This is a genomic window from Streptomyces bottropensis ATCC 25435, from assembly GCF_000383595.1.
GTDB lineage: Bacteria > Actinomycetota > Actinomycetes > Streptomycetales > Streptomycetaceae > Streptomyces > Streptomyces bottropensis.
Genome location: NZ_KB911581.1, coordinates 8,390,262 through 8,415,831, shown reverse-complemented (window position 1 = coordinate 8,415,831; position 25,570 = coordinate 8,390,262). Strand labels below are relative to the sequence as shown.

The window sequence follows — 25,570 nt, the reverse complement described above, 5'->3', positions numbered from 1 at the left end:
CATGCGATCTGTTTCCATGGGAAGTGCGGGTGGTGGGAGCGCTCCCATCGTTCCGGACCCGCGCCTCCCGAGGAGGAAGCAGCGACATGTTCCGCAGCTTACGGAGAACCCTGGGCGCCCTGTGCGCGGCCGCCGCCCTGTTCACGCTGCCCCTGGCCGGCGGCGTGCACCCGGCGGCGGCGGCCACCGCGCCGGAGGCCGCCGCGGCCGAGGCCGGGGCCGGTTACTGGCGCACCAGCGGCCGGCAGATCCTGGACGCGGGCGGCCAGTCGGTCCGGATCGCCGGCATCAACTGGTTCGGCTTCGAGACCGCCAACAACGTCCCCCACGGCCTCTGGTCCCGGGACTACAAGAGCATGATCGACCAGATGAAGTCGCTGGGCTACAACACCATCCGGATGCCCTACAGCGACGACATCCTCAAGCCCGGCACCATGCCCGACAGCCTCAACCACTCCGACGGCAAGAACGCCGACCTGCGGGGTCTGACGTCTCTCCAGGTCCTGGACAGGATCGTCGCGTACGCCGGGCAGAGCGGACTGAAGGTCATCCTCGACCGCCACCGCCCGGACGCGGCGGGCCAGTCGGCGCTCTGGTACACCTCGGCCGTCCCCGAGTCGACGTGGATCACCAACCTGAAGGCGCTGGCCGCCCGCTACAAGGGGAACGCGACGGTGGTCGGCATCGACCTCCACAACGAGCCCCACGATCCCGCCTGCTGGGGCTGCGGCGACACGGCCAGGGACTGGCGCCTGGCCGCCCAGCGCGCCGGTAACGCGGTCCTGTCGGTCAACCCCGACCTGCTGATCCTCGTCGAGGGCGTCCAGACGTTCAACGGCGTCTCGGGCTGGTGGGGCGGCAACCTGATGGGCGTGGCCCAGTACCCGGTGCAACTGGACGTGGCGAACCGGGTGGTGTACTCGGCCCACGACTACGCCACGAGCGTCGCCCAGCAGAGCTGGTTCAGCGACCCGTCCTTCCCCGCCAACATGCCCGGCGTCTGGGACAAGTACTGGGGATACATCTTCAAGCAGAACATCGCGCCGGTGTGGGTCGGCGAGTTCGGTACGACGCTCCAGTCCACCGTCGACCAGCGGTGGCTGGCGGCCCTGGTGACCTATCTGCGCTCGACCTCGGCCCACGGCTCGGACTCCTTCCACTGGACCTTCTGGTCCTGGAACCCCAACTCCGGTGACACCGGCGGCATCCTGAAGGACGACTGGCAGACCGTGGACACCGTCAAGGACGGCTACCTCGCGAGCATCAAGGCCCCCGGCTTCCCGCCCGGCGGCTCCGGCCCGGGAGACCCCGGTGACCCGGGTGATCCGGGCGACCCCGGTGGTGGCACGCCCGCCTGCACCGCCGCGTACACGGTCAGCAGCGACTGGGGCGGCGGCTTCAACGCCGAGGTGAAGGTCACCAACAGCGGTACCACCGCCCTCGCCTCCTGGAAGGTCACCTGGACCTGGCCCGGCTCCCAGCGGATCACGAACATGTGGAACGCGTCCTACACCCAGAGCGGGGCGACGGTCACCGCGGCCAACGCCGCGCACAACGGGGCGGTCGCCCCGGGAGCTTCGGCGAGCTTCGGTTTCGGGGGCGCGCCCGGGGGCGGGGGTGTGCCGAGCGTGAGCTGTACGGCCACCTGACGCGCGCGTGTGAGGGGGCGCCCGGGGCTCGCCGGGTGCCCTCGTCGGCGGTGAGCGGCCGTCCGGAACCAGGTGTCCGGATTGGCGCAACTGCCCCTTTCTGTGGGTCATTTGAGAGTAAGCAATGACTCAATTCGGTCAAGTCTTGGTCGAATAAGTTATTGCCGGGCGTGATCTTCGGGAACCATGCGGGCTGGACCGCGAACCTCGCGGACCTGAACCCCCCATCGTTCAGAGAGAACTTCATGAGAAGAAGCGCAGCCGTGCTGTGCGGCGCCGGCGTCGTTCTGGCCGGGACGCTCAGCGCCGTTCCCGCCAACGCCAGCGGGTCGCCCTCCGCGAACACCGTCCAGGCCGCCGCCGCGAAGGTCGCCTGGAAGAAGTGCGCCACCGACAACTCGCCGACGCTCCAGTGCGGCTCGGTGAAGGTGCCGCTCGACTACGCGAAGCCGAACGGGAAGAAGATCACGCTGGCGCTGTCCCGCGTGCCGCACACCTCGAAGACGTACCAGGGCCCGCTGCTGGTCAACCCGGGCGGCCCCGGTGGCAGCGGTACGGGTCTGGCCTCGTTCGTCGCGTCCTCGCTGCCGAAGAAGGTCGCCGCGCAGTACGACGTCATCGGCTTCGACCCGCGGGGAGTGGGCGCGAGCAAGCCCGCCCTGGACTGCAAGCCCGGTTACTTCGACCCGGTGCGCCCGGACTCCGTGCCCAGCACGTCCGCGATCGAGACGGCCAACGTGAAGCGCGCCCAGTCCTTCGCCAAGGCCTGCGGTACCAAGTACAAGGACGTCCTGCCGTACATCAACACGATCAGCGCCGTGAAGGACCTGGACTCGATCCGTAAGTCCCTCGGCGCGAAGAAGATCAACTACTTCGGTTACTCGTACGGCACCTACCTCGGCGCCGTCTACGCCAAGCTGTACCCGCAGCGGGTGCGGCGCCTGGTGCTGGACTCGATCGTGGACCCGACGGGTGTCTGGTACGAGGACAACCTCGACCAGGACTACGCCTTCGACAAGCGCCACAAGGCGTTCACGAAGTGGGTCGCGAAGTACAACTCCACGTACAAGCTCGGCACCGATCCGAAGAAGATCGAAGCCAAGTGGTACGCCATGCGGGACGCGCTCGCCAAGAAGCCGGCTGAGGGCAAGGTGGGCGCCTCCGAGCTGGAGGACACCTTCATCCCGGGCGGCTACTACAACGGCTACTGGCCCTTCCTGGCCGAGGCGTTCGCGGCGTACGTGAACGACAAGGACACCGCCCCGCTGGTGGACGCGTACGACAACTTCGCCGCCATCGACTCCTCCGGTGACAACGGCTACAGCGTCTACACCTCGGTGCAGTGCCGTGACGCGTCCTGGCCGCGCGACTGGAAGAAGTGGACCAAGGACAACTGGGCGGTCTACAAGAAGGCCCCGTTCATGGCCTGGAACAACGCCTGGTACAACGCGCCGTGCGCGTTCTGGCCGACCAAGTCGCTGAAGCCGGTGAACATCGCCAACTCCAAGCTCCCGCCGACGCTGCTGTTCCAGGCGACGGACGACGCGGCCACCCCGTACCAGGGTGGGGTCACCGTCCACAAGCTGCTCAAGAACTCCAGCCTGGTCGTCGAGCAGGGCGGCGGCAACCACGGCATCTCGCTGAGCGGCAACAGCTGCCTCGACAAGTACCTGGCGACGTACCTGACCAACGGCAAGGTGCCGCACGGCAAGGGCACGGCCGACGCCACGTGCAAGAAGCTGCCCGACCCGACGCCGGCGCCCGCCGAGCAGAAGTCGGCGCAGTCCACCCTGAGCACCGTCGGCGGGGCCGGCGCGACCAGCGGTGAGACCCTGCACGGCATACTCGGCTTCCGAGGCTGACCGCGCGGTGACGAACGAGAAGGGCGCCCGGCACTGGTTGCCGGGCGCCCTTCAGCGTCGTACGCCGGTGATCAGAGCTTCTCGATCACGTAGTCGACGCACTTGGTGAGCGCCTCGACGTCGTCCGGGGCGATCGCCGGGAACATGGCGATGCGCAGCTGGTTGCGGCCGAGCTTGCGGTAGGGCTCGGTGTCGACGATGCCGTTGGCGCGCAGGACCTTGGCGACGGCGGCGGCGTCGATCTCGTCCGAGAAGTCGATCGTGCCGATGACCTGGGAGCGCTTGGCCGCGTCCGTGACGAACGGGCTCGCGTACTTGCTCTCCTCCGCCCAGGTGTAGAGGCGGGTCGAGGAGTCCTTCGTCCGAGCCGTGGACCAGCTCAGACCGCCCTGGCCGTTGATCCACTTCAGCTGCTGGTCGAGCAGGAAGAGGGTCGCGAGCGCCGGGGTGTTGTAGGTCTGGTTCTTGCGGGAGTTGTCGATCGCCGTGGGGAGGCTGAAGAACTCCGGGACGTGGCGGCCGGAGGCGTGGATCCGCTCGGCGCGCTCGATGGCGGCCGGGGAGAAGACGCCGATCCAGAGGCCGCCGTCGGAGGCGAAGGACTTCTGCGGGGCGAAGTAGTAGACGTCGGTCTCGGCGATGTCGACGGGCAGGCCGCCCGCGCCGGACGTGGCGTCGACCAGGACGAGGGCGCCCTCGTCCGCGCCGGCCACGCGGTTCAGCGGGGCGGCGACACCGGTGGACGTCTCGTTGTGCGTGAAGGCGTAGACGTCGACGCCCGCCTCGGCGGCCGGCTCCGGGTGCGTGCCGGGGTCGCAGGAGACGACCGTCGGCTCGGCGAGCCAGGGGGCGAGCTTCGCGGCCTTGGCGAACTTCGAGCTGAACTCGCCGAAGGTCAGGTGCTGGCTCTTGTTCTCGATCAGGCCGTGGGTCGCGATGTCCCAGAAGGCCGTGGAGCCGCCGTTGCCGAGGACGACCTCGTAGCCCTCGGGCAGGGAGAACAGCTCGCTGATGCCCTCACGGACCTGGCCGACCAGGTTCTTCACCGGGGCCTGGCGGTGGGAGGTGCCGAGCAGAGAGGTGCCGGTCGCGGCCAGCGCGTCCAGCGCCTCCGTCCGAACCTTGGAGGGGCCCGCGCCGAAACGTCCGTCGGCGGGCTTGATGTCAGCGGGGATCTGGATATCAGCCACGGGCATGGAGCCTAGCCGCTCCGCGAAACCTGGGCGAAACGTCGTCCGTCGGGTGAGACGGGGCGGGGTGCCTGATGACTCGGGGGTGCGAGTGCGCCGGCGGACGCGGGGTCCGGTGGGGGTTGCTGCTTTTCAGGGGCGCAGCCCCTGGGGGATGGACCGGGTAGGGGCGGCGGGGGCGACACCCCGGCACGTCAGACCCCACGGACCGGCCCCGGCGCGAACCGCACAGGCAGCTCCACCAGCCCCCGTAGCCAAGGAGACACCCGCCGGGCCAGGGCCCCGGACGGGACCGCGAGGTCCATGTCCGGAAGCCGGTCCAGGACGACTTCGATACCCGTACGGGCGATGACCTCGGCCGTCTCCTGCGCCGGAAAGGGACACCGGTGCTCCCCGTGCCCGAAGGAGAAGTGCGCGTTGTTGCCACCGGTGAGCGCCCCCTGCGTACGCACCCGCGGATCGGAGTTGGCCCCCTGGAGCCCCAGCAGGACGAGGTCACCCGCACGGAGCACCCGCCCACCGAGCCGTGTGTCACGGGTGGCCCACCGCCCGGCCACGTTCTGGATCGGCGCGTCCTCCCACAGCACCTCGTTCATCGCCTCGGCCACACTGCTGCGCCCTCCGAACAACGACGCCGCGAACCGCTCGTCCGTCAGCATCAGATGCAGCGAGTTGCCGATCCAGTCGGCGGTCGGCTGATGCCCCACCGCCAGCATCACCATCACGTCGTGGGTGACCTCCTCGACCGTCACCTCGTACGCGCGCGCGTTCGCGAGGAGCCGCGAGACCACGTCGTCGCCGGGCTGCCGCAGCCGCTCCGACACCAGCCGGTCCATCGCCGTGCGCAGATACCCCTCCGCCGCCATCGCCCGGTCCTGGCCGTCGAGGATGTCGTTCAGCGCGACCACCAGCCCGGGACCGTGTTCCTCCCGGAAGCCGAAGAGGTACGCCAGCACCCGTACGGGCAGCAGCGCCGCGAACTGCCCCACCAGATCGGCCGCGCCCACCCCGCACACCACGTCGATCAACTCGTCCGCGAACCGCTCGACATGGCCGCGCAGTTCGAGCGGCTCGACCGCCTCCAGCGCCTCCTCGATCAGCGCGGCCCGCTGCCGGTGCCGCTCGCCGACCGTGCCGAGGACCGAGGGCTGATCGGGGCTGATGACGGGGAGCAGCGGCCAGTCGGCCGGGATGTTCGGCCACTGGTTCCACAGCCCCGAGTCCCGGCTGAACAGCTCCGGATCGCTGGTCACCTGGTGCAGCTCGCTGTAGCCGAGCACCAGCCACGCCGGTAGGCCCCCGTCGAGCAGCACGGGCACCACCTCGCCGTGCTCCCGCCGCAGATCCCCGTACCGGGCGGCGGGAGCACCCTGGACACGCGCACCGAGGAGGGGCACGGGGACGGACGCGGGGGACGAGAGCGGAGGCAGGGGGAACGGGTGGCCGTCGCCGTTGTCAGAGGTTGCGAAGTCCAACTAGCACCTGCTCCAGGATGTCCGGATCGATCAGCGTGGCCTGGTTCGGGTGCCGGGCGCTGACCCGGCCGGCCGCGAGGAGGTCGGAGAGCAGCACCTTCGTGATGCTCACCGGCAGCCGCAGCTCGGCGGCGATCTCCACGACCGCCGTCGGCCGCTCCGTCAGCCGCAGGATCGCCACGTGCTCCGACTGCATGCCGGGCACCGGCTGGCTCTCCGCCACCACCAGGGTCACCAGGTCGAACGGCGTTCCGGGCGCCGAACGGCTGCGCCCCCCGGTGAGCGTGTAGAGCCGGTCGGGCAGGTCGTCCCTGCCGGGCCGGCTCATGACGTACGGGGCGCCAGAGCCGTAGCCGCGGTCGTCGTCGTAGCGGTGATCACGGCGGCGGCACCGGTCGTGCCCGTCGCGCCCATCGGGCCGGTCGCGTTCCTCGCGGCCGTCGGGCCGGTCGCGGCCGATGGGGCGGCCGCGCTCGTCGGCTGGCGCGGCTTCGCGCTCAGGTGCTCGCCGAGTTGTTCGACCAGCTCGCTCATGTTGTGGCCGACGAGACCGGCGTCCGCCTCCTCGTCCGTCACCACGGCCAGATGCGCGCCCTCGCCCGCCTCCACGATGAACAGGACCCCGCCGTGGAACTCCGCCATCGCCGTCCGTACGCCTCCGCTGCCGTCGCCGAACTCCATGGACGCCCCCTGCGAGAGCGACTGGATGCCGGCGGCGATCGCGGAGAGCTGGTCCGCCCGGTCGACGGACAGCTCGGGGGTACGGCACAGGCGCAGACCGTCCCGGGAGAGGACGAGCGCGTGCCGGGCGCCCGGAGTGCGTTCCAGCAGTCCCTCCATGAGCCAGGTGAGCCTGTCGTCGGCGGTGGTGCCGATACCGGTACCGGTCATGGGGTGTGGTCGCCTTCCAGGTGGGGGTGCGTGCGCGGGTCCGGGGCGGGGAGCCGCTCTCCGGCCGGGTCGGGGTCCGGGTCGGGGTCCGGGTCGGGGTCCGGGTAGGACGGGGAGGGGTAGGACGCGGAGCCGGTGTCGTCGTCCGGGGCCGGGCGGGTGTCCCGTGCGGGTTCCCAGGCCAGTTCCCTTACGGGGTCCAGCTCCCACTTGGCCTCCCCCGCGGGGTCCGGCGCCCAGGGAAGCTCGGCGGCGGCCTCCGCCTGCCAGGCCGCCTCCTTCACCGCCTCCGGCTCCCACACGAGGCCCCGCGCGGGCTCGGGCGCCCATGCGCCGTCCTGCACGGGTGGCCCGGGTTCCCAGGCCGTCTCCCGTACGGGTTCGGGTCCGGGCTCCCACGCCGAGCCCGCCACCGCACCCCACTCGGACTCCCGCACCGGCTCCAACTCCGGCTGCCGTACGGCTTCGGCGGGCGCGGCGGCGTCCCGTACGGGTTCCAGGGCGGCGCCGGTCCCGGGCGGCACACCCGTGGCGCCCTCGTCGTCCGCGGCCGTCCCCTGGACGAACGCCTGGTCCAGCCCGCCGCCCGTGCCCCGCACCGCGCGGCGGAAACTGCTGAACCGCACGGCACCGCTGCTTGCGTCCTCGGCGGGCCGGGAGGTCCGCTCCGGCCGGGCCGCGGCGGCATCGGCCGCGGCCCGGGTACGGGCCTCCGCGTCGGCGAGGGACTGGCCGCGACGGCGCCGGGGCAGGGCGTCTGAGGGGGCGGCGGTCTCGTCGGCGGAACCGGACTCGTACTCCCCGGTGCCGAATTCCGAGCTGAACGACGAGCGGAACGACGAGCCGAAGGCGGAACCCGAAGTGCCTCTCGGGGACCCGTACGAAGGGTCGTGAGAGGAGTCGTAAGGGGAGTCGTAAGAGGAGTCCTGCGAGGAACCGGACGAATAGTCGGACGAGTAGCCGGACGAGTAGTCGGACGAACCGTCGTACGAGGAACCGAACGCCGGTGCGCCGGCCGGATTGTCCGGGGCCGGGGCCGGAGCCGGGGTCGGATCCGGCGCGGGGGTGGCGTTCCTGTAGCCGGACAAGGAGTCGATCAGGGCGTCCGCCACCGGGTCGGCGACAGGGGCGGCCGGGGCGTCCGTCGGGAACGAGTGGGTCGGCGTCGGCTCGGCGTCCAGATCGTGCGGGGCGCGCACGCCTCCGTAGGGCGACTGGGCCGGGGCGGACCCCGTGGGAGACGCCGTCGTGGGCATCGTGCTCGCCAGGACGTCCTGCGGGATGAGCATGAGGACGCCCGTGCCGCCGCGCGCGGACGGGCGGAAGGAGATCCGCAGGGCGTGCTTGCGGGCGAGGCGGCCGACGACGGCGAGGCCGAGACGCGTGCCGGAGAGGCTCGCCAGGTCGGTGGCCTCGCCCGACACGGCGCGTTCGGCGCGCCGGAGCTGGACATCGCCCATGACGAGCCCGGAGTCCTCGACCGAGATGATCGCGCCGGCCGGGACCTCCTCGACGTACACATGGACCTCGGCGGTCGGTGGCGAGAAGTTCGCCGCGTTGTCGAGGAGTTCGGCGAGCGCGTGCATGACGCCCTCGGCGGCGTGACCGGCGACGGCGGTCTCGCTGGAGGAGTGCAGCCGGACCCGGCGGTAGGCGCCGATGCGGCCCATCGCGCCGCGCAGGATCGACTCCATGGGGATCGGGCGGGCCCAGCGGCGGCCCGAGCGCGCGCCCGCGAGGACGGCGACGGAGTCGGCGAGACGGCCCGCCTGGGCGGTGCGGTGGTCGAGGTGGAGCAGGTCGGCGAGGACGTCCTCGTCGGCGTGACGTTCCTCCATGGCGCGGAGGTCGGCGAGGGTGGCGGTGGCGAGGGCCTGCATCCGGCCTGCCACGTTGGCGGTGACGGCGAGGACGGCGGAGCGTTCGGTCTCGGCCTGCTTGGCGCGTTCGGACAGCGCCACCCGCTCCTGGGTGATCTCCTCCGCCGCGCGGTCCCGCTCGTCGGACAGTCGTTCGCGTTCGCGCTCGGACTCCGTCGTCAGCCGCACCCGTTCCCGGGCGAACTCGGCCGCGATCCGCGCCCGCTCCTGGACGAACTCCTCCGTCAGCCGCCCCCGCTCCTGCGCGAACTCCTCGGCCCTCCGGGCCCGCTCCCGCAGCAGCAGACCGGTCTCCCGGGAGACGGCGTCGAGCCGCAGGCGCAGCAGTCGCACCGACACGCGCGCGTGCATGGCGACCGCGACGACCGCCGTGAGCAGCAGCGCGGCCGCCCCCGCCCCGGCGGCGAGGGGCGTCCGCACGGACTGCGGCGCCACCGCGACCGCGGCTCCGGTGGCGGTCGCGGTGAGCAGGGCGGTCACCAGGGGCAGGGGAAGGACTGAGCGCAGGGCGGGGCGTTCGCCTGGTGAGCGAGGTGAGCTGGGCGCGGTCATCGGCTGGTGTCCTCGGTCGGTTCTGAACTCGGTAACTCAGTCGGTTCCTGGATGGGTAACTCGGTCGGTCCCTGAACGAGAAGCGACGTCTGGTGCTCAATTGGGCGTCACTATATGGGAGTTCGTGACGGTGGTTGGCCGGTTTCCGGTTAGCTCTCCGGAATCAAGCCAACGTACCCGGTGAGCGGCGCGCCGCCTTTCCGCCCGGTCTCCCGTCGGCGTCCCGCCGCTGTGTCATCGCCGCTCTGTCGCTCCACGGTCACTGTCAGTGGTCGGGTGCATCCTGGGACGCATGACGGAACTCGGGGGCAGGACGGCCGATGGCGGCGCGAGCGCGCGGGGCGCCGCAGGTGACGCGGACGCGGCGGCGCTGCGGGCCGCGCTGCCTGCCGCGCTGCGGGCGGCCGGCGTGCGCGGCGAGGCCGCCTTCGACGTGACGGCACGCGCCCTGGTGACGATGGACGCCTCCAACTACCGGCGGGTGCCGCTCGGCGTGGTCGCCCCCCGGGACGCGGACGACGTGGCGGCCGTCCTGTCCGTGTGCCGGGAGCACGGCGTCCCGGTCGTCGCGCGCGGCGGCGGCACGTCGATCGCCGGGCAGGCCACGGGCACGGGCGTGGTGCTGGACCTCACCCGCCACATGAACCGGCTGGTCTCCCTCGACCCCGAGGCACGCACGGCGGTCGTCCAGCCCGGCCTGGTCCTGGACCGGCTCCAGGAGGCCGCCGCCCCGCACGGCCTGCGCTTCGGCCCCGACCCCTCCACCCACAGTCGCTGCACCCTCGGCGGCATGATCGGCAACAACTCCTGCGGCTCCCACTCGGTCGCCTGGGGCACGACGGCCGACAACGTACGCGCGCTGGCGGTGACCGGCGCCAGGGGCCAGGCGCTGCGGCTCGGCCAGGGCTGGTCGGGCGCGCCGGACGGTCTGAGGGCGCTGGTGGAGCGCGAGCCGGCCCTCCTGCGCACCGGCTTCCCCCACCTCCCCCGCCGTATCTCCGGCTACGCCCTCGACGCCCTCCTCCCGGAGAACGGCACGGATGTGGCCCGCTCCTTCTGCGGCTCCGAGGGCACGCTCGGGGTGCTCACGGAAGCGGTCGTACGTCTCGTCGAGGCCCCCCGCGCGCGTGCCCTCGCCGTGCTGGCGTACGCCGACGAGAGCGCGGCGGCCGAGGCCGCCCCCGGCCTGCTGCCGCACCGCCCGCTCACGGTGGAGGGCATGGCCGCGGACCTCGTCCCGCCGGGGGCGACCGGCCTTCCGCCGGGCGGGGCCTGGCTGTTCGTGGAGACGGGCGGCGCCACGCCCGCCGAGGCGCGGGCGCACGCCGACGCGATCGTCCGCGCGGCCGGGGCCGCCGACGCGCTCGTGGTGACGGACCCCGCCGCCCAGCGCGCGCTGTGGCGCATCCGTGAGGACGCGAGCGGTACGGCGACTCGTATGCCCGACGGCACGGAGGCCTGGCCCGGCTGGGAGGACTGCGCGGTGCCACCGGCCCGGCTCGGCGCGTACCTGCGGGACTTCCGCGGCCTGCTGCGCGCCCACGACCTGCGGGGCACGCCCTACGGCCACTTCGGCGACGGCTGCATCCACGTCCGTATCGACTTCGATCTGCTGACCCCGGCGGGCGTCGCCCGCTTCCGCCGCTTCTCCGAGGAAATGGCCGAACTGGTCACCTCCCACGGCGGCTCCCTCTCCGGCGAACACGGCGACGGCCAGGCCCGCGCCGAACTCCTGCCGACGATGTACGGCACCGAGATGGTCCGGCTGTTCGAGCGGGTGAAGGGCGTCTGGGACCCCGACGACCTCCTGAACCCCGGCATGCTCGTCCGCCCCGCCCCCCTCGACGCGAACCTGCGCTTCGCGGTGCTGCCGCGCACACCCGCGCCGGTGGAGTTCGCCTACCCCGACGACGGCGGCGACTTCTCGGCGGCGGTCCGGCGCTGCGTGGGCGTCGCCAAGTGCCGGACGACCGAGGTGAGTCCGGCGTCCGGAGCCGTCATGTGCCCCTCCTTCCGCGCGACGGGGGAGGAGGAGCACTCCACCCGGGGCCGGGCCCGCCTCCTGCACGAGATGCTGGCCGGCGAGGTGGTCACCGACGGCTGGCGCTCGCCCGAGGTACGGGACGCCCTCGACCTCTGCCTCTCCTGCAAGGGCTGCCGCTCCGACTGCCCGGTCGGCGTCGACATGGCCACGTACAAGGCCGAGTTCCTCCACCACCACTACGCCGGCCGCCGCCGCCCGGCCGCCCACCACACGATGGGCCGGCTGCCGCAGTGGCTCCGCCTGATCGCCCGCGCACGCGCGGCCGCCCTCGTCAACACCCTCGCCGCCGCACGCCCCTTGGCCGCGCTCGCGAAACGGCTGGGCGGCATCGCGGGGGAGCGGGAGCTGCCCCGGCTCGCGCGGGTGCCGTTCACGCGGTGGTACGAGAAAGAGTTCGGGGAGCGGGGCAGGCCGGAGGAGACGGACGAGGAGCGCGCGGCAGCGGCCGGAGCGACGACAGTCCTGCTGTGGACCGACACCTTCACGGAGTACCTCTCGCCGTCCGTGGGGCAGGCGGCGCTCAAGGTGCTGGAGGCGGCCGGTCTGCGGGTGATCGTGGCGCCTGCGCGGGAGGGCCGGGTCTGTTGCGGCCTGACCTACGTCTCGACGGGCCAGCTCGACCGGGCGCGCGCGGTGCTGCGCCGCACGCTGGACATGCTGGACGTGCTGGACGCGGCCACGACCCCCGCGCCGGGGCGGCGACCCCCGGACCAGGACCCCGCCCTCGCCCCGGCCCCTCTCCCCGTCGTCGTCCTCGAACCGAGCTGCGCCGCGACGCTCCGCACCGACCTGCCCGAACTGCTCCCCGGCGATCCCCGGGCGCACCGGCTCGCCGCCTCGGTCCTCACCTTCGCGGAGGCGCTCGAACGCCACGCCCCGCACTGGACCCCGCCCGTCGTCGGCCGCCCGGCCGTCGGCCAGACCCACTGCCACCAGCACGCGGTACTGGGCGACGCCCCCGACCGCCGCCTCCGCGCCGCCGCCGGCATCACCGGCGACCTCAGCGGAGGCTGCTGCGGCCTCGCCGGCAACTTCGGCTTCGAGAAGGGCCACTACGAGGTCTCGGTCGCCTGCGCGGAGGACCAGCTCCTCCCGGCGGTACGGGACGCGGCGGCCGACGCGCTGGTCCTGGCGGACGGCTACTCCTGCCGGACCCAGCTGGAGCAGCTGGCGGGGAGACGGGGGCTGCACCTGGCGGAGGTGCTGGCGGAGGGGCTGGACGAGGCGCGCGGGTGAAACGGCACCGAGCCCTCCGAGCCGACCCGAGCCACTGGTCGGGCGCCCGGTGATGGGCGACGCCCGCCCCGTTACTCCGCCCCGAGCCCCATCGCGCGCCCCTCCTCGTCCCACCGGATCTCCAGGACCCGCACCACGGCCTCGCGGTTCAGCGGCCCGAAGACATGGGGAAACAGAACGTCCGCCCCGACCCCCGGCGGCGGCGCGGGAGCGGCGGCCTCCAACTCCACCCGGGCATCCAGCCGTTCCTCGTCGAGAAGGAGCACGTGCAGCGGCTTGGGCGCGTCCCGGTAGAAGGCGTTGACGACGGCCAGCGTCGTCGCCTCATCGGGAGAACAGTGCACGAACCCGTCCTCCGCAAGCGACGCGGGCGCGTACGGCTGGTCGGGGCGGGCGTTCCAGGCGGCGAGGGAGACGACGTGGTAGATCACAGGCCCGGTTATACAACAGGGAGACAGGTCCGACGGCCGGGAGGTTCCGTGCACGAGAACAGGTGGGTCAGCACGTCGATGCCGTATCTGACTCCGAGGGAGAAGGGGCAGGGCGACGCCTGGGGCGCGGACGCGGCGGCGCAGGGGCGGCGGGGCACCCAGCGGATTCTGTACGCAGGTGAGGTGGCGGCCCCCGCCGAGGTGGCGCGGTTGCTCGGGTCGACGGAGGGGGAGCCGGTCGTCGTACGCCGCCGCCTGATCCTCCTCGACGACCGGCCGAACGAACTCACCGACACCTACTACCCGGCCGGCATCGCGCGCGGCACCGCTCTCGCCGGAACCGCCAGGATCCCCGGTGGAGCGGTCACCCTGCTCGCCCGGCTCGGCCACATCGGCGCCCTCGTCCGCGAGGACGTGACGGCCGACAACCCGGACGACGAGGAGCGGGCGACTCTGCGTACCGCGCCGGACGAACCGGTGCTCCGGCTGACGAGGGTCACCTTCGACCGCGACGACCGCCCGATCCAGGTCGACCGCATGGTGATGCCGGCCAGGAGCCAGCGACTGCGCTACGAGATCGCGGTCGAGGCGGGGCCGTAGCACCGGAGAGGGCCTTCCCCGCCCGTTCGCTCACCCCGCAACCCCCGCCTTCCCCCGCCCCACCTGCGTCCGCACCGCTCCCATGCTCGCCCCGATGACCAGGGCGATCGCGAGGGCCTCGGTGGCGGCGAGGGCCTGGTCGAGGATCAGGAAGCCGGCGGTCGCGGCGATCGCGGGCTCCAGGCTCATGAGGACCGCGAAGGTGGACGAGGGCATGCGGCGCAGGGCGAGGAGTTCCAGGGTGTAGGGGAGGACGGAGGACAGGACGGCGACGGCGGCGCCCAGGGCGAGCGTCGTCGGGTCGATCAGCCGCGTCCCCGACTCGACGATCCCTAGCGGCAGGAACAGCACCGCCGCGACGACCATGGCCAGCGCCAGCCCGTCGGCCTGCGGGAACCGCCTCCCCGTCCGCGCGCTGAAGACGATGTACAGGGCCCACATCAGCCCGGCGGCCAGGGCGAAGGCGACGCCGAGCGGGTCGAGGGCGCCGAAGTCCCCGCCACCGCCGAGCAGGAAGACACCGCAGAGGGCGAGCCCGGCCCACACCATGTTCACGGCGCGGCGGGACGCCAGGACGGAGAGCACCAGCGGGCCGAGCACCTCCAGGGTGACGGCGGGGCCGAGCGGGATGCGGGCGATGGACTGGTAGAAGAGGCCGTTCATCGCGGCCATGGTGGCGCCGAAGACGACCACCGTGCTCCAGTCGGTGCGCGAGTGCCCGCGCAGCCGGGGGCGGCAGACCACGAGCATCACCAGCGCGGCCACCGCGAGGCGCAGGGTCACCACCCCGAGCGCACCGGCACGCGGCATCAGCGTCACCGCCAAGGCCCCGCCGAACTGCACCGAGATCCCGCCGGCCAGCACCAGCCCCACGGGCCCGAGTGACCCGAGGCCCCGTGGAGCGCGCGAGGCGCGGGTGTCGCCGGAGGCGAGCCCGGTTCCGGCCGACGGCGCGGTCGCGGCTGCGGCTGCGGCGGGCGCGGACTGGTCAGCGCTGGGGAGTGTCACGGGGGCCGTCCAAGGAGAGCGGAGAGCGGGGTTCGCAGGGGCGGAGAGGGCGTTTCGTTCAGTATGGGGGACTCGGTAGTGCAAAGCAATGGACTAAGTCATGGCTGTAATCAGTTTTGCAACTTACACCTCCTCTCGCCTCCTCTCTCGCCTCCTCCCGCTTCCTCTCCCGCCTCCCGGCGTCTCCACCCCCGCCCTCCCGTGAGCGCGGCGGGCGGACCGGGCGGCTCGGCGACCAAAAATCCAAGCACGCTTGCTTGTTTCTGTCTCCGCTGCCATGCTCCCCCCATGGCCGACCCCACGCCCGTGATCGACGACCTTCATGCCGAGAGCGAGCAACTCGACCTGCTCGTCGCCGAGTTGAGCCCGGAGCAATGGGCGCTCGACACGCCCGCCCCCGGCTGGACCGTCGCCCACCAGATCGCCCACCTCGCCTGGACGGACCACTCCTCCGTGCTGGCCGTGACCGACCAGGCCGCCTTCGCCCGTGAGGTCGAGAGCGCGCTGACCGCGCCCGGCGACTTCGTGGACATCGGCGCGGAGGAAGGGGCCGCCAAGCCCCCCGAGCGACTGGTCGCGCACTGGCGGGCCGGGCGCGCGGCCCTGGAGGACGCCCTGCGCGCGGCGCCCGAGGGCGCGCGGTTCCCCTGGTACGGCCCGCCCATGTCCACCGCCTCCATGGCGACCGCCCGCCTGATGGAGACCTGGGCCCACGGCCTGGACGTCGCCGACGCCCTCGGAGTCCCCCGGATCGCCCCCGGCGACCGGCTCCGCCACATCGTCCGGCTCGGCATCCGCACCCGCGACTTCGCGTTCGGCGTGCACGGGCTCACCCCGCCGTTCGAGGAGTTCCGCGTGGAACTCACCAGTCCCGCCGGCGAGGTGTGGACGTACGGCCCCGAGGACGCGACCGACCGCGTCGGCGGCCCCGCCCTCGACTTCTGCCTCCTGGTCACCCAGCGCGCCCACCGCACCGACCTCGCCCTCCACCCCGAGGGCGCCGACGCCGACCGCTGGCTGGACATCGCCCAGGCCTTCGCCGGCCCCCCGGGAACGGGACGCGAGCCGAAGGAGACCACCCGGTGACGCCGGTGACGCCGGTGACGCCGGCCACGGCGGCGGCAGCCACGGCAGCGGCAGCGGCGCCGACGTCGACCACTCCCCTCCGCATCGGCAACGCCTCCGGCTTCTACGGCGACCGCTTCGACGCGATGCGCGAGATGCTCACCGGCGGTGAACTCGACGTCCTCACCGGCGACTACCTCGCCGAACTGACCATGCTCATCCTCGGCCGCGACCGCCTGAAGGACCCCACCGCCGGGTACGCCCGCACCTTCCTGCGCCAGCTGGAGGAGTGTCTGGGGCTGGCGCGGGAGCGGGGCGTACGGATCGTCGCCAACGCCGGCGGGCTCAACCCCGCCGGGCTCGCCGACGCCGTACGGAAACTGGCCGACCGGCTCGGCGTCCCCGTCCGCGTCGCGCACGTCGAGGGCGACGACCTCACCGCCCTGCACCCCGGCAGCCTCGCCGCCCACGCCTACCTCGGCGGATTCGGTATCGCGGCCTGTCTGCGCGAGGGAGCCGACATCGTGGTCACCGGCCGGGTCACGGACGCGGCCCTGGTCACCGGGCCCGCCGCCGCCCACTTCGGCTGGGGCCCGGGGGAGTACGACCGGCTCGCGGGCGCGGTCGTCGCCGGGCACGTACTGGAGTGCGGCACCCAGGCCACCGGCGGCAACTACGCCTTCTTCGGCGAGGTCGGCACCACCCGCCCGGGCTTCCCCCTCGCCGAACTCCACGCCGACGGCTCGGCCGTCATCACCAAGCACCCCGGCACCGGCGGCCTCGTCGACATCGGCACGGTCACCGCCCAGCTGCTCTACGAGACCGGCGGCGCCCGGTACGCGGGCCCGGACGTCACCGCCCGCCTCGACACGATCAGGCTCACCCAGGACGGCCCCGACCGCGTCCGCGTCGAGGGCGTACGCGGCGAGGCCCCGCCGCCCACCCTCAAGGTCGGCCTCAACCGGCTCGGCGGGTTCCGCAACGAGGTCACCTTCGTGCTGACCGGCCTGGACATCGAGCGCAAGGCCGCCCTCGTCCGCGACCAGCTGGAGACCGCGCTCGCCGCCGCCAAGTCCCGCCCCGCGCACGTCGACTGGGAGCTGGCCCGCACCGACCACGCGGACGCCCGTACCGAGGAGACCGCCAGCGCCCTCCTCCACCTCGTCGTCCGCGACACCGACGAGACCACCGTCGGCCGCGCCCTCAGCGGCGCCGCCGTGGAGCTGGCCCTCGCCAGCTATCCCGGCTTCCACGTCCTGGCCCCACCCGGAAGGGGCGCGCCCTACGGGGTCTTCGAGGCGGCCTACGTCGGCCAGGGCGCCGTCGCCCACACGGCGGTCCTGCACGACGGCCGCCGGGTCCCCGTGGCCCCGGCCCCCGGCGCCCTCGCCCTGGGGCCGGTCGACGAGCCGCCCCTACCGGAGCCGCTGCCCCCGGGCCCGGTGCGCCGCGCGCCCCTCGGCCTCGTCGCCGGTGCCCGCAGCGGCGACAAGGGCGGCAACGCCAACATCGGCGTCTGGGCCCGTACCGACGACGCCTGGCGGTGGCTGGCCCACACCCTCACCACCGACCTCCTGCGCGCACTCCTCCCGGAGACGGCCGGCCTGCCCGTCACCCGGCACACGCTCCCCCACCTGCGCGCCCTCAACTTCGAGATCGTCGGCATCCTCGGCGAGGGCGTCGCCTCGCAGGCCCGTTTCGACCCCCAGGCCAAGGCCCTCGGCGAATGGCTGCGCTCCCGTCACCTGGACATACCGCAGACGCTCCTGCCGGCGCCCGCCGCCGGCCGCCCGGATTCCGCGGAGGTACACCCGTGACCGTCCTCAGCTCCGCCCTCGACCCGGGCGCCCCCGACCACACCGCGAACCGCGAGGCCATGCTCGCGAGGCTCGCCGAACTCGACGCCGAGCACGCCAAGGCCCTCGCGGGCGGCGGCGAGAAGTACGTCGCCAGGCACCGGGGGCGCGGCAAGCTGCTCGCCCGCGAGCGTGTCGAACTGCTCCTCGACCCGGACACGCCCTTCCTGGAGCTGTCCCCGCTCGCCGCCTGGGGCAGCGAGTACGCGGTCGGCGCCTCCCTCGTCACCGGCATCGGGACCGTCGAGGGCGTCGAGTGCCTGATCACCGCGAACGACCCGACCGTGCGCGGCGGCGCGAGCAACCCGTGGAGCCTGAAGAAGGCGCTGCGGGCGAACGACATCGCGCTCGCCAACCGCCTGCCCTGCATCAGCCTGGTGGAGTCCGGCGGGGCCGACCTCCCCTCGCAGAAGGAGATCTTCATCCCCGGGGGAGCGATCTTCCGCGACCTCACCCGCCTGTCCGCCGCCGGCATCCCCACCATCGCCGTCGTCTTCGGCAACTCCACCGCCGGCGGGGCCTACGTCCCCGGGATGTCCGACCACGTGATCATGGTCAAGGAGCGGGCGAAGGTGTTCCTCGGCGGGCCGCCCCTGGTGAAGATGGCCACCGGCGAGGAGAGCGACGACGAGTCGCTGGGCGGCGCCGAGATGCACGCGCGCGTGTCGGGCCTCGCCGACCACTTCGCCGTCGACGAGCCCGACGCCCTCCGCCAGGCCCGCCGGGTCGTCGCCCGCCTCAACCACCGCAAGGCCCACGCGGACCCGGCCCCGGCCGCGCCCCCGAAGTACGACCCGGAGGAACTGCTGGGCCTCGTCCCCGGTGACCTCCGCACACCGTTCGACCCCCGCGAGGTGATCGCCCGGATCGTCGACGCCTCCGACTTCGACGAGTTCAAGCCCCTCTACGGCACCAGCCTCAGCACCGGCTGGGCCACGCTCCACGGCTATCCGGTCGGCGTCCTCGCCAACGCCCGCGGGGTCCTCTTCAGCGAGGAGTCCCAGAAGGCGGCCCAGTTCATCCAGCTCGCCAACCAGCGCGACATCCCGCTCCTCTTCCTCCACAACACCACCGGCTACATGGTCGGCAGGGAGTACGAGCAGGGCGGCATCATCAAGCACGGCGCGATGATGATCAACGCGGTGAGCAACAGCCGGGTGCCCCACCTGTCCGTCCTGATGGGCGCCTCGTACGGCGCCGGCCACTACGGCATGTGCGGGCGCGCCTTCGACCCCCGCTTCCTCTTCGCCTGGCCCGGCGCCAAGTCGGCGGTGATGGGCCCGCAGCAGCTCGCCGGCGTCCTGTCGATCGTGGCCCGCCAGTCGGCCGCGGCGAAGGGCCAGCCCTACGACGAGGACGCCGATGCCGCGCTGCGCGCGATGGTGGAGCGGCAGATCGAGTCCGAGTCCCTGCCGATGTTCCTGTCCGGGCGGCTGTACGACGACGGGGTCATCGACCCCCGTGACACCCGTACCGTCCTCGGCCTGTGCCTGTCCGCGATCCACACGGCGCCCTACGAGGGCGCACGCGGTGGCTTCGGCGTCTTCCGGATGTGAGGCTCGTGCGTACTTCCCTGATCACTTCCCTCCTGGTGGCCAACCGGGGCGAGATCGCCTGCCGGATCTTCCGCACCTGCCGTGAGCTGGGCATCCGGACGGTCGCCGTGCACTCCGACGCCGACGAGAGCGCCCTGCACACGCGGATGGCCGACGCGGCCGTGCGACTGCCGGGCGCGGCCCCCGCCGACACCTATCTGCGCGGTGACCGCATCGTGCGGGCCGCCCTCGCGGCCGGCGCCGACGCCGTCCACCCCGGCTACGGCTTCCTCTCCGAGAACCCCGGCTTCGCCCGCCAGGTCCTCGACGCGGGCCTCACCTGGATCGGCCCGGCCCCCGAGGCGATCGAAGCCATGGCGTCCAAGACCCGCGCCAAGGAACTCATGGGTCTGGCCCCCCTCCACAAGGTCACCGAGGACGACCTGCCGGTCCTGGTGAAGGCCGCGGCGGGCGGCGGCGGACGCGGTATGCGCGTGGTCCGTCACCTCGACGACCTGGACGCGGCCCTGGAGAGCGCCCGCGCCGAGGCCGCGAGCGCCTTCGGCGACGGCGAGGTCTTCGTCGAGCCGTACGTCGAGAACGGCCGCCACGTCGAGGTCCAGATCCTCGCCGACACCCACGGCACGATCTGGCCCCTGGGCACCCGCGACTGCTCCCTCCAGCGCCGCCATCAGAAGGTCGTCGAGGAGGCCCCGGCCCCCGCCCTGACCGGCGAACTCACCGAGGAACTCCACACCCTGGCCGTACGCGCCGCCCGGGCCGTCTCCTACGTCGGCGCGGGCACGGTCGAGTTCCTCGTCGCCGACGGCAGGGCCCACTTCCTGGAGATGAACACCCGCCTCCAGGTCGAACACCCGGTCACGGAGGCCGTCTTCGGCCTCGACCTGGTCGCCGAACAGATCCGCGTCGCCGAGGGCCACGCCCTCCCGGCCGACCCCCCGCCCGCACGCGGCCACGCGATCGAGGCCCGCCTGTACGCCGAGGACCCGGCCCACGACTGGGCCCCGCAGACGGGCACCCTGCACCGCCTGTCCGTGCCCGGGGTCCGCCTGGACACCGGCTACGAGGACGGCGACACCATCGGCGTCCACTACGACCCCATGCTCGCCAAGGCCGTCGTCCACGCCCCCACCCGCGCGGAGGCCGTCCGCAGGCTGGCGGGCGCCCTGGAGCGGGCCACGATCCACGGCCCGGCCACGAACAGGGCCCTGCTGGTGAACTCCCTGCGCCACGAGGAGTTCACGTCGGCCCGGATGGACACCGGCTTCTACGGCCGCCACCTCGCCGGCCTCACGGACCCCGCCCCCGATCCGCACGCCCCGCTGGCCGCCGCCCTGGCCGACGCCGCCTCCGGGGGCGACCCCCGCTTCGGAGGCTGGCGCAGTCTGCCGTCCCAGCCCCAGGTCAAGCGGTACGTGATGGCGGGGGAGGAGCACGAGGTCCGCTACCGGCACACCAGGACCGGCCCGGAGGCGGACGGCGTCCGGGTCGTCCACGCGGACGCCCGCCTCGTCGTGCTCGAAGTGGACGGTGTGCGGCGGACGTTCGAGGTCGCGCGGTACGGCGACCGGATCCACGTCGACACCACGACCCTCACCGCCCTGCCCCGCTTCCCCGACCCCACCACCGAGCACGCCCCCGGCTCCCTCCTGGCCCCCATGCCGGGCACGGTCGTCCGCCTGGCGCAGGACCTGAGTCCCGGGTCGGCCGTACAGGCGGGCCAGCCCCTCCTCTGGCTGGAGGCGATGAAGATGGAACACAGGATCACGGCCCCGGCGACAGGCACGCTGACCGCCCTGCACGCGGTACCTGGTCAGCAGGTGGAGATGGGCGCCCTCCTGGCCGTGGTCGAGGAGCAGCCCCGCTGAGGGGGCGCGGGGCTGTCTCGACAGGCGGCTTCGCCGCGCGAGCGCGACCAAGCCACGAACCACCCGCACCCCTCCGAACGGCAGACGCACCCTCCCCCTTAGGAGCCCCCGATGTCCCCCGTGCTGGAATCCGAAGAACACAAGGCCCTCCGAGCCGCGGTCTCCGCCCTCGGCAAACGCTACGGCCGCGACTACATCACCACGATCAACAAGGAGGGCCGCCACCCCGACGAACTCTGGTCCGAGGCGGCCGAACTCGGCTACCTGGGCGTCAACCTCCCCGAGGAGTACGACGGCGGAGGCGGCGGCATCGCCGAACTCTCCATCGTCCTGGAGGAACTCGGCGCCGCGGGCTGCCCCCTGCTGATGATGATCGTGTCGCCGGCCATCTGCGGCACGGTCATCGCCCGCTTCGGCACCGAGGCCCAGCGACGGGCCTGGCTGCCCGCGCTGGCGAACGGCACCCGCCTCATGGCCTTCGGCATCACCGAACCCGACGCCGGCTCCAACAGCCACCGCATCACCACCACGGCCCGCCGGGACGAGACCGGGGACTGGCTGCTCACCGGCCGCAAGGTCTTCATCTCCGGCGTCGACAGGGCCGACGCCGTCCTCATCGTGGGCCGCACCGAGGACGCCCGCACCGGCACCCTCAAGCCCTGCCTCTTCATCGTCCCCACCGACACCCCCGGCTTCGCGTACCGCCCGATCGACATGGAACTCCGGGCCGCCGAGAAGCAGTTCGAGCTGACCTTCGACGACATCCGGCTCCCCGCCGACGCCCTGGTCGGCGACGAGAACGCCGGTCTCCTCCAGCTGTTCGCCGGCCTCAACCCGGAACGGATCATGACCGCCGCCTTCGCGATCGGCATGGCCAGGTACGCCCTCGCCCGAGCCGTCGACTACGCCCGCGAACGCACCGTCTGGGGGCAGCCCATCGGCGCCCACCAGGCCATCGCCCACCCCCTCGCCCAGTCCCACATCGAACTCGAACTGGCCCGCCTGATGATGCAGAAGGCGGCGCACCTCTACGACGCCGGCGACGACGCGGCGGCCGGCGAGGCCGCCAACATGGCCAAGTACGCGGCGGGGGAGGCCTGTGTGAAGGCCGTCGACCAGGCCGTGCACACCCTCGGCGGCAACGGCCTCACGGCCGAGTTCGGCCTCGCCTCGCTCATCACGGCCGCGCGCGTGTCTCGTATCGCGCCGGTGAGCCGGGAGATGATTCTCAACTACGTCTCCCACCAGACCCTGGGCCTGCCGAAGTCGTACTGAGCCGCCGGGCGCCGCCCCACGTCGCCGGAGCGCGGCGTCACGAGCCGGAGCGCACGAGGAGGAACCATGTTCCGCAGCGAGTACGCAGACGTCCCACCCGTCGAACTCCCCATCCACGACGCCGTACTGGCCCGTGCCGCCGAGTTCGGCGACCTGCCCGCGCTGATCGACGGCGTCGACGGCACGACCCTCACCTACGAACAGGTGGACCGCTTCCACCGGCGCCTCGCCGCCGCGTTCGCCGAGGCGGGCGTGGGCAAGGGCGACGTCCTCGCCCTGCACAGCCCCAACACGATCGCCTACCCGACGGCGTTCTACGCGGCCACCCGCGCGGGCGCCACGGTCACCACCGCGCACCCGCTGGCCACCCCCGGAGAGCTGGCCACCCAGCTGCGGGACTCGGGGGCGAGCTGGATCGTCACCGTCTCCCCGCTGCTGCAGACCGCCCGCGCCGCCGCCGAACGCGTCGGCGGCATACGGGAGATCTTCGTCTGCGACAGCGCTCCCGGGCACCGCTCGCTGATCGACATGCTCGCCGGTGCGGCACCCGAACCGGCCGTCGACATCGACCCGGTCACGGACGTGGCGGTCCTGCCGTACTCCTCCGGCACCACCGGCGTCCCCAAGGGGGTCATGCTCACCCACCGGTCCATCGCCACCAACCTCGCCCAGCTCGAACCGGTCATGCCGGCGGGCCCCGGCGACCGCATCCTCGCCGTCCTGCCGTTCTTCCACATCTACGGTCTCACCGCCCTGATGAACGCCCCGCTGCGACTCGGCGCCACGGTCGTCGTCCTGCCCCGCTTCGACCTGGAGAGCTACCTCGCGGCGATCGTCCGGCACCGCATCACCCACCTCTACGTGGCCCCGCCGATCGTCCTCGCCCTCGCCAAGCATCCGGCGGCCGAGCGACACGACCTCTCCACGGTCCGGCACATCCTCTCCGCCGCCGCACCCCTCGACGCGAGGCTCGCCGCCGCCTGCTCCGCCCGCCTCGGCCTGCCACCCGTCGTCCAGGGCTACGGCATGACCGAACTGTCCCCCTGCTCCCACATCGTGCCCCTCGACCGGGCCGCCTCCGCGCCCCCCGGCACCGTGGGCAGGCTCATCGCCGGCACCGAGATGCGGATCGTCTCCCTCGACGACCCCGGCACGGACCTCGGCCCCGGCGAACCGGGCGAGATCGTCATCCGGGGCCCCCAGGTCATGAAGGGCTACCTGGGCCGCCCCCAGGCCACCGCCGACATGATCGACGCCGACGGCTGGCTCTCCACCGGCGACATCGGCCACACCGACGCCGACGGCTGGCTGTACGTCGTCGACCGCGTCAAGGAACTGATCAAGTACAAGGGGTTCCAGGTCGCCCCCGCCGAACTCGAAGCCCTCCTCGTCACCCACCCCGGCATCACCGACGCGGCCGTCATCGGCCACTACAACGACGACGGCAACGAGGTCCCGCACGCCTTCGTCGTCCGCCGCCCCACCGGCGGTGAACTCTCCGAGGGCGAGATCATGATGTACGTCGCCGAACGCGTCGCCCCCTACAAGCGCGTCCGCCACGTCACCTTCATCGACGCCGTGCCCCGCGCGGCCTCCGGGAAGATCCTCCGCCGCGAACTCAGGGAGCGCCTGTGACGGACACCGAACCCCTCGTAGGCACCGCACACCACCGGGGCATCACCACCCTCACCCTCGACTCCCCGGCCAACCGCAACGCCCTCTCGGCGGCCCTCGTCGCCGCACTCCGCGACGCCCTCGACCGGTGCGGCAAGGACGACGCCGTACGGGCCGTCGTCCTCACCCACACCGGCAACACCTTCTGCGCCGGCGCCGACCTGCGCGACCCGCCCGACCCGCAGGCCCTGGTCGACCTCTTCCGGCAGCTCCTGGAGCTGCCGAAGCCCGTCGTCGCGCGCGTCACCGGGCACGTCCGCGCTGGCGGCCTCGGCCTGCTCGGGGCCTGCGACATCGCCGCCGCCGGACCCGAGGCCACCTTCGCCCTCACCGAGGTCCGCATCGGTGTCGCGCCCGCCGTCATCTCCCTCACCCTGCGCCCCCGTACCGATCCGCGCGCCCTCGCGCGCTACTACCTCACCGGCGAACGGTTCGGCCCCGCCGAAGCCGCCCGCATCGGGCTGATCACCGACGCCGGCGCCGAGGTCGACGCCGTACTCGAACCCGTCCTCGACGGGCTGCGCCGGGCCTCACCGAGGGCCCTGGCGGAGGCGAAACAGCTGCTCACGACTAAGGTGCTGGAGAACTTCGACCGGGACGCGGGCGAACTGACCCGGCTCTCGTCCCGGCTGTTCGCCTCCGCCGACGCCCGCGAGGGCATGACGGCCTTCCTCGAAAGAAGGGAACCGGGATGGGTGCTGTGAGCGCGGTGGGCACATCGGACGAGACCGGAACCGAGACCGGAACCGAGACCGGCATCGGCTCCGGGACCGACACCGGGACGGACATCGGCGCCGAACCCGGCACGGTGGCGGACCGGGGCCCCAAGCAGGACCGCAGCCGGGTCACCCGCAAGCGGCTCCTGGAAGCCGCCGTGTCCTGCCTCGCCGAACACGGCTGGGCCGGCTCCACCGTCTCCGTCGTCGCCGAGCGCGCCGGCGTCTCCCGAGGCGCCGCCCAGCACCACTTCCGCACTCGCGAGGACCTCTTCACCGCCGCCGTCGAGTACGTCGCCGAGGAGCGCTCCCTCGCTCTGCGCGCCCTCTTCCCCGAGGGCCCCGCCGACCGTCGGGCCGTCGTCGCCGCCGTCGTCGACCTCTTCACCGGCCCCCTCTTCCGCGCCGCCCTCCACCTCTGGGTCGCCGCCTCCAACGAGGAGCAGCTGCGCCTGCGCGTCACCGAACTCGAAGCCCGCGTCGGCCGCGAGACCCACCGCATCGCCGTCGAACTCCTGCGCGCCGACGAGACCGTCCCCGGCGTCCGCGAGACCGTCCAGGGCCTGCTCGACATGGCCCGCGGCCTCGGCCTCGCCAACCTCCTCACCGACGACACCGGCCGCCGCGACAGCGTGGTGAACCAATGGGCGGCCCTGCTGGACGAGGCCCTGGGCTGACGTACGCAACCGACGAGGTACGGGCCCGACGAGGTACGGACCCGACGACGTACCGGACCGACGGT

General features: G+C 72.9%; 18 protein-coding genes and 1 pseudogene. 12 read left to right on the top strand and 7 right to left on the bottom strand.

Going from position 1 to position 25,570, the window contains the following annotated elements; all coding sequences use genetic code 11:
* The first annotated feature begins 86 nt into the window (after positions 1-86).
* Positions 87-1,649 (top strand): cellulase family glycosylhydrolase, encoded by a 1,563-nt coding sequence (locus tag STRBO_RS0137200; RefSeq protein WP_005486220.1) that lies wholly within the window; start codon positions 87-89, stop codon positions 1,647-1,649.
* 245 nt (positions 1,650-1,894) lie between these two features.
* On the top strand, positions 1,895-3,511 hold the full coding sequence (locus STRBO_RS0137195; protein WP_028797070.1) for an alpha/beta hydrolase: 1,617 nt from the start codon (positions 1,895-1,897) through the stop codon (positions 3,509-3,511).
* Between the two features lie 71 nt (positions 3,512-3,582).
* Here STRBO_RS0137195 and serC read toward each other — a convergent pair whose 3' ends face one another.
* From serC to STRBO_RS0137170, 5 genes and pseudogenes are all read right to left on the bottom strand, one after another.
* On the bottom strand, positions 3,583-4,701 hold the full coding sequence (serC, locus tag STRBO_RS0137190) for a phosphoserine transaminase (protein ID WP_005486217.1): 1,119 nt from the start codon (positions 4,699-4,701) through the stop codon (positions 3,583-3,585).
* Positions 4,702-4,895: 194 nt separating this feature from the next.
* Complete coding sequence (locus STRBO_RS0137185) at positions 4,896-6,131, bottom strand: cytochrome P450 (RefSeq protein ID WP_028797069.1); 1,236 nt, start codon at positions 6,129-6,131, stop codon at positions 4,896-4,898.
* A gap of 25 nt (positions 6,132-6,156) precedes the next feature.
* Positions 6,157-6,504: a DUF742 domain-containing protein gene (locus STRBO_RS0137180; RefSeq protein WP_005486215.1), complete on the bottom strand. Its 348-nt coding sequence runs from the start codon at positions 6,502-6,504 to the stop codon at positions 6,157-6,159.
* A gap of 155 nt (positions 6,505-6,659) precedes the next feature.
* Positions 6,660-7,067, bottom strand: a pseudogene (locus STRBO_RS40805) (roadblock/LC7 domain-containing protein); the annotation flags it as partial.
* Complete coding sequence (locus STRBO_RS0137170) at positions 7,064-9,499, bottom strand: ATP-binding protein (RefSeq protein WP_005486212.1); 2,436 nt, start codon at positions 9,497-9,499, stop codon at positions 7,064-7,066. The pseudogene STRBO_RS40805 and the gene STRBO_RS0137170, both read right to left, overlap by 4 nt.
* A 292-nt stretch (positions 9,500-9,791) precedes the next feature.
* Here STRBO_RS0137170 and STRBO_RS0137165 point away from each other — a divergent pair, with 292 nt between their 5' ends.
* The gene (locus STRBO_RS0137165) at positions 9,792-12,779 is read left to right on the top strand and encodes an FAD-binding and (Fe-S)-binding domain-containing protein (RefSeq protein WP_005486211.1); all 2,988 of its coding nucleotides are present in this window, start codon (positions 9,792-9,794) and stop codon (positions 12,777-12,779) included.
* A gap of 71 nt (positions 12,780-12,850) precedes the next feature.
* Here STRBO_RS0137165 and STRBO_RS0137160 read toward each other — a convergent pair whose 3' ends face one another.
* Positions 12,851-13,210 carry a DUF952 domain-containing protein gene (locus STRBO_RS0137160; RefSeq protein ID WP_005486210.1) on the bottom strand — a complete coding sequence of 120 codons (360 nt, stop codon included), beginning with the start codon at positions 13,208-13,210 and terminating at the stop codon, positions 12,851-12,853.
* 48 nt (positions 13,211-13,258) lie between these two features.
* Here STRBO_RS0137160 and STRBO_RS0137155 point away from each other — a divergent pair, with 48 nt between their 5' ends.
* A complete protein-coding gene (locus STRBO_RS0137155) occupies positions 13,259-13,810 on the top strand; it encodes a GntR family transcriptional regulator (protein WP_005486209.1) in 552 nt (183 codons plus the stop codon).
* A 30-nt stretch (positions 13,811-13,840) separates the two neighbouring features.
* Here STRBO_RS0137155 and STRBO_RS0137150 read toward each other — a convergent pair whose 3' ends face one another.
* Complete coding sequence (locus STRBO_RS0137150; RefSeq protein ID WP_209442961.1) at positions 13,841-14,818, bottom strand: EamA family transporter; 978 nt, start codon at positions 14,816-14,818, stop codon at positions 13,841-13,843.
* A gap of 288 nt (positions 14,819-15,106) precedes the next feature.
* Between STRBO_RS0137150 and STRBO_RS0137145 the strand changes: the two genes are divergently transcribed.
* The 8 genes from STRBO_RS0137145 (at position 15,107) to STRBO_RS0137110 (ending at position 25,505) form a co-directional block, all read left to right on the top strand.
* Positions 15,107-15,904, top strand: a complete 798-nt coding sequence (locus tag STRBO_RS0137145; RefSeq protein WP_005486206.1) for a TIGR03084 family metal-binding protein — start codon at positions 15,107-15,109, stop codon at positions 15,902-15,904.
* 83 nt (positions 15,905-15,987) lie between these two features.
* Complete coding sequence (locus STRBO_RS0137140) at positions 15,988-17,700, top strand: acyclic terpene utilization AtuA family protein (RefSeq protein WP_280634030.1); 1,713 nt, start codon at positions 15,988-15,990, stop codon at positions 17,698-17,700.
* The gene (locus STRBO_RS0137135; protein ID WP_005486203.1) at positions 17,697-19,295 is read left to right on the top strand and encodes an acyl-CoA carboxylase subunit beta; all 1,599 of its coding nucleotides are present in this window, start codon (positions 17,697-17,699) and stop codon (positions 19,293-19,295) included. Before STRBO_RS0137140 ends, STRBO_RS0137135 begins: the two co-directional genes overlap by 4 nt.
* A 17-nt stretch (positions 19,296-19,312) precedes the next feature.
* Positions 19,313-21,163 carry an acetyl/propionyl/methylcrotonyl-CoA carboxylase subunit alpha gene (locus tag STRBO_RS0137130; RefSeq protein ID WP_028797067.1) on the top strand — a complete coding sequence of 617 codons (1,851 nt, stop codon included), beginning with the start codon at positions 19,313-19,315 and terminating at the stop codon, positions 21,161-21,163.
* 111 nt (positions 21,164-21,274) lie between these two features.
* Positions 21,275-22,438 (top strand): acyl-CoA dehydrogenase family protein, encoded by a 1,164-nt coding sequence (locus STRBO_RS0137125; RefSeq protein ID WP_020115684.1) that lies wholly within the window; start codon positions 21,275-21,277, stop codon positions 22,436-22,438.
* 66 nt (positions 22,439-22,504) lie between these two features.
* Positions 22,505-24,073 (top strand): 4-coumarate--CoA ligase family protein, encoded by a 1,569-nt coding sequence (locus STRBO_RS0137120; RefSeq protein ID WP_005486200.1) that lies wholly within the window; start codon positions 22,505-22,507, stop codon positions 24,071-24,073.
* The gene (locus tag STRBO_RS0137115; RefSeq protein ID WP_005486199.1) at positions 24,070-24,816 is read left to right on the top strand and encodes an enoyl-CoA hydratase family protein; all 747 of its coding nucleotides are present in this window, start codon (positions 24,070-24,072) and stop codon (positions 24,814-24,816) included. Before STRBO_RS0137120 ends, STRBO_RS0137115 begins: the two co-directional genes overlap by 4 nt.
* The gene (locus tag STRBO_RS0137110) at positions 24,813-25,505 is read left to right on the top strand and encodes a TetR/AcrR family transcriptional regulator (protein ID WP_020115683.1); all 693 of its coding nucleotides are present in this window, start codon (positions 24,813-24,815) and stop codon (positions 25,503-25,505) included. The genes STRBO_RS0137115 and STRBO_RS0137110 overlap by 4 nt, the downstream gene beginning before the upstream one ends.
* Positions 25,506-25,570 lie beyond the last annotated feature (65 nt).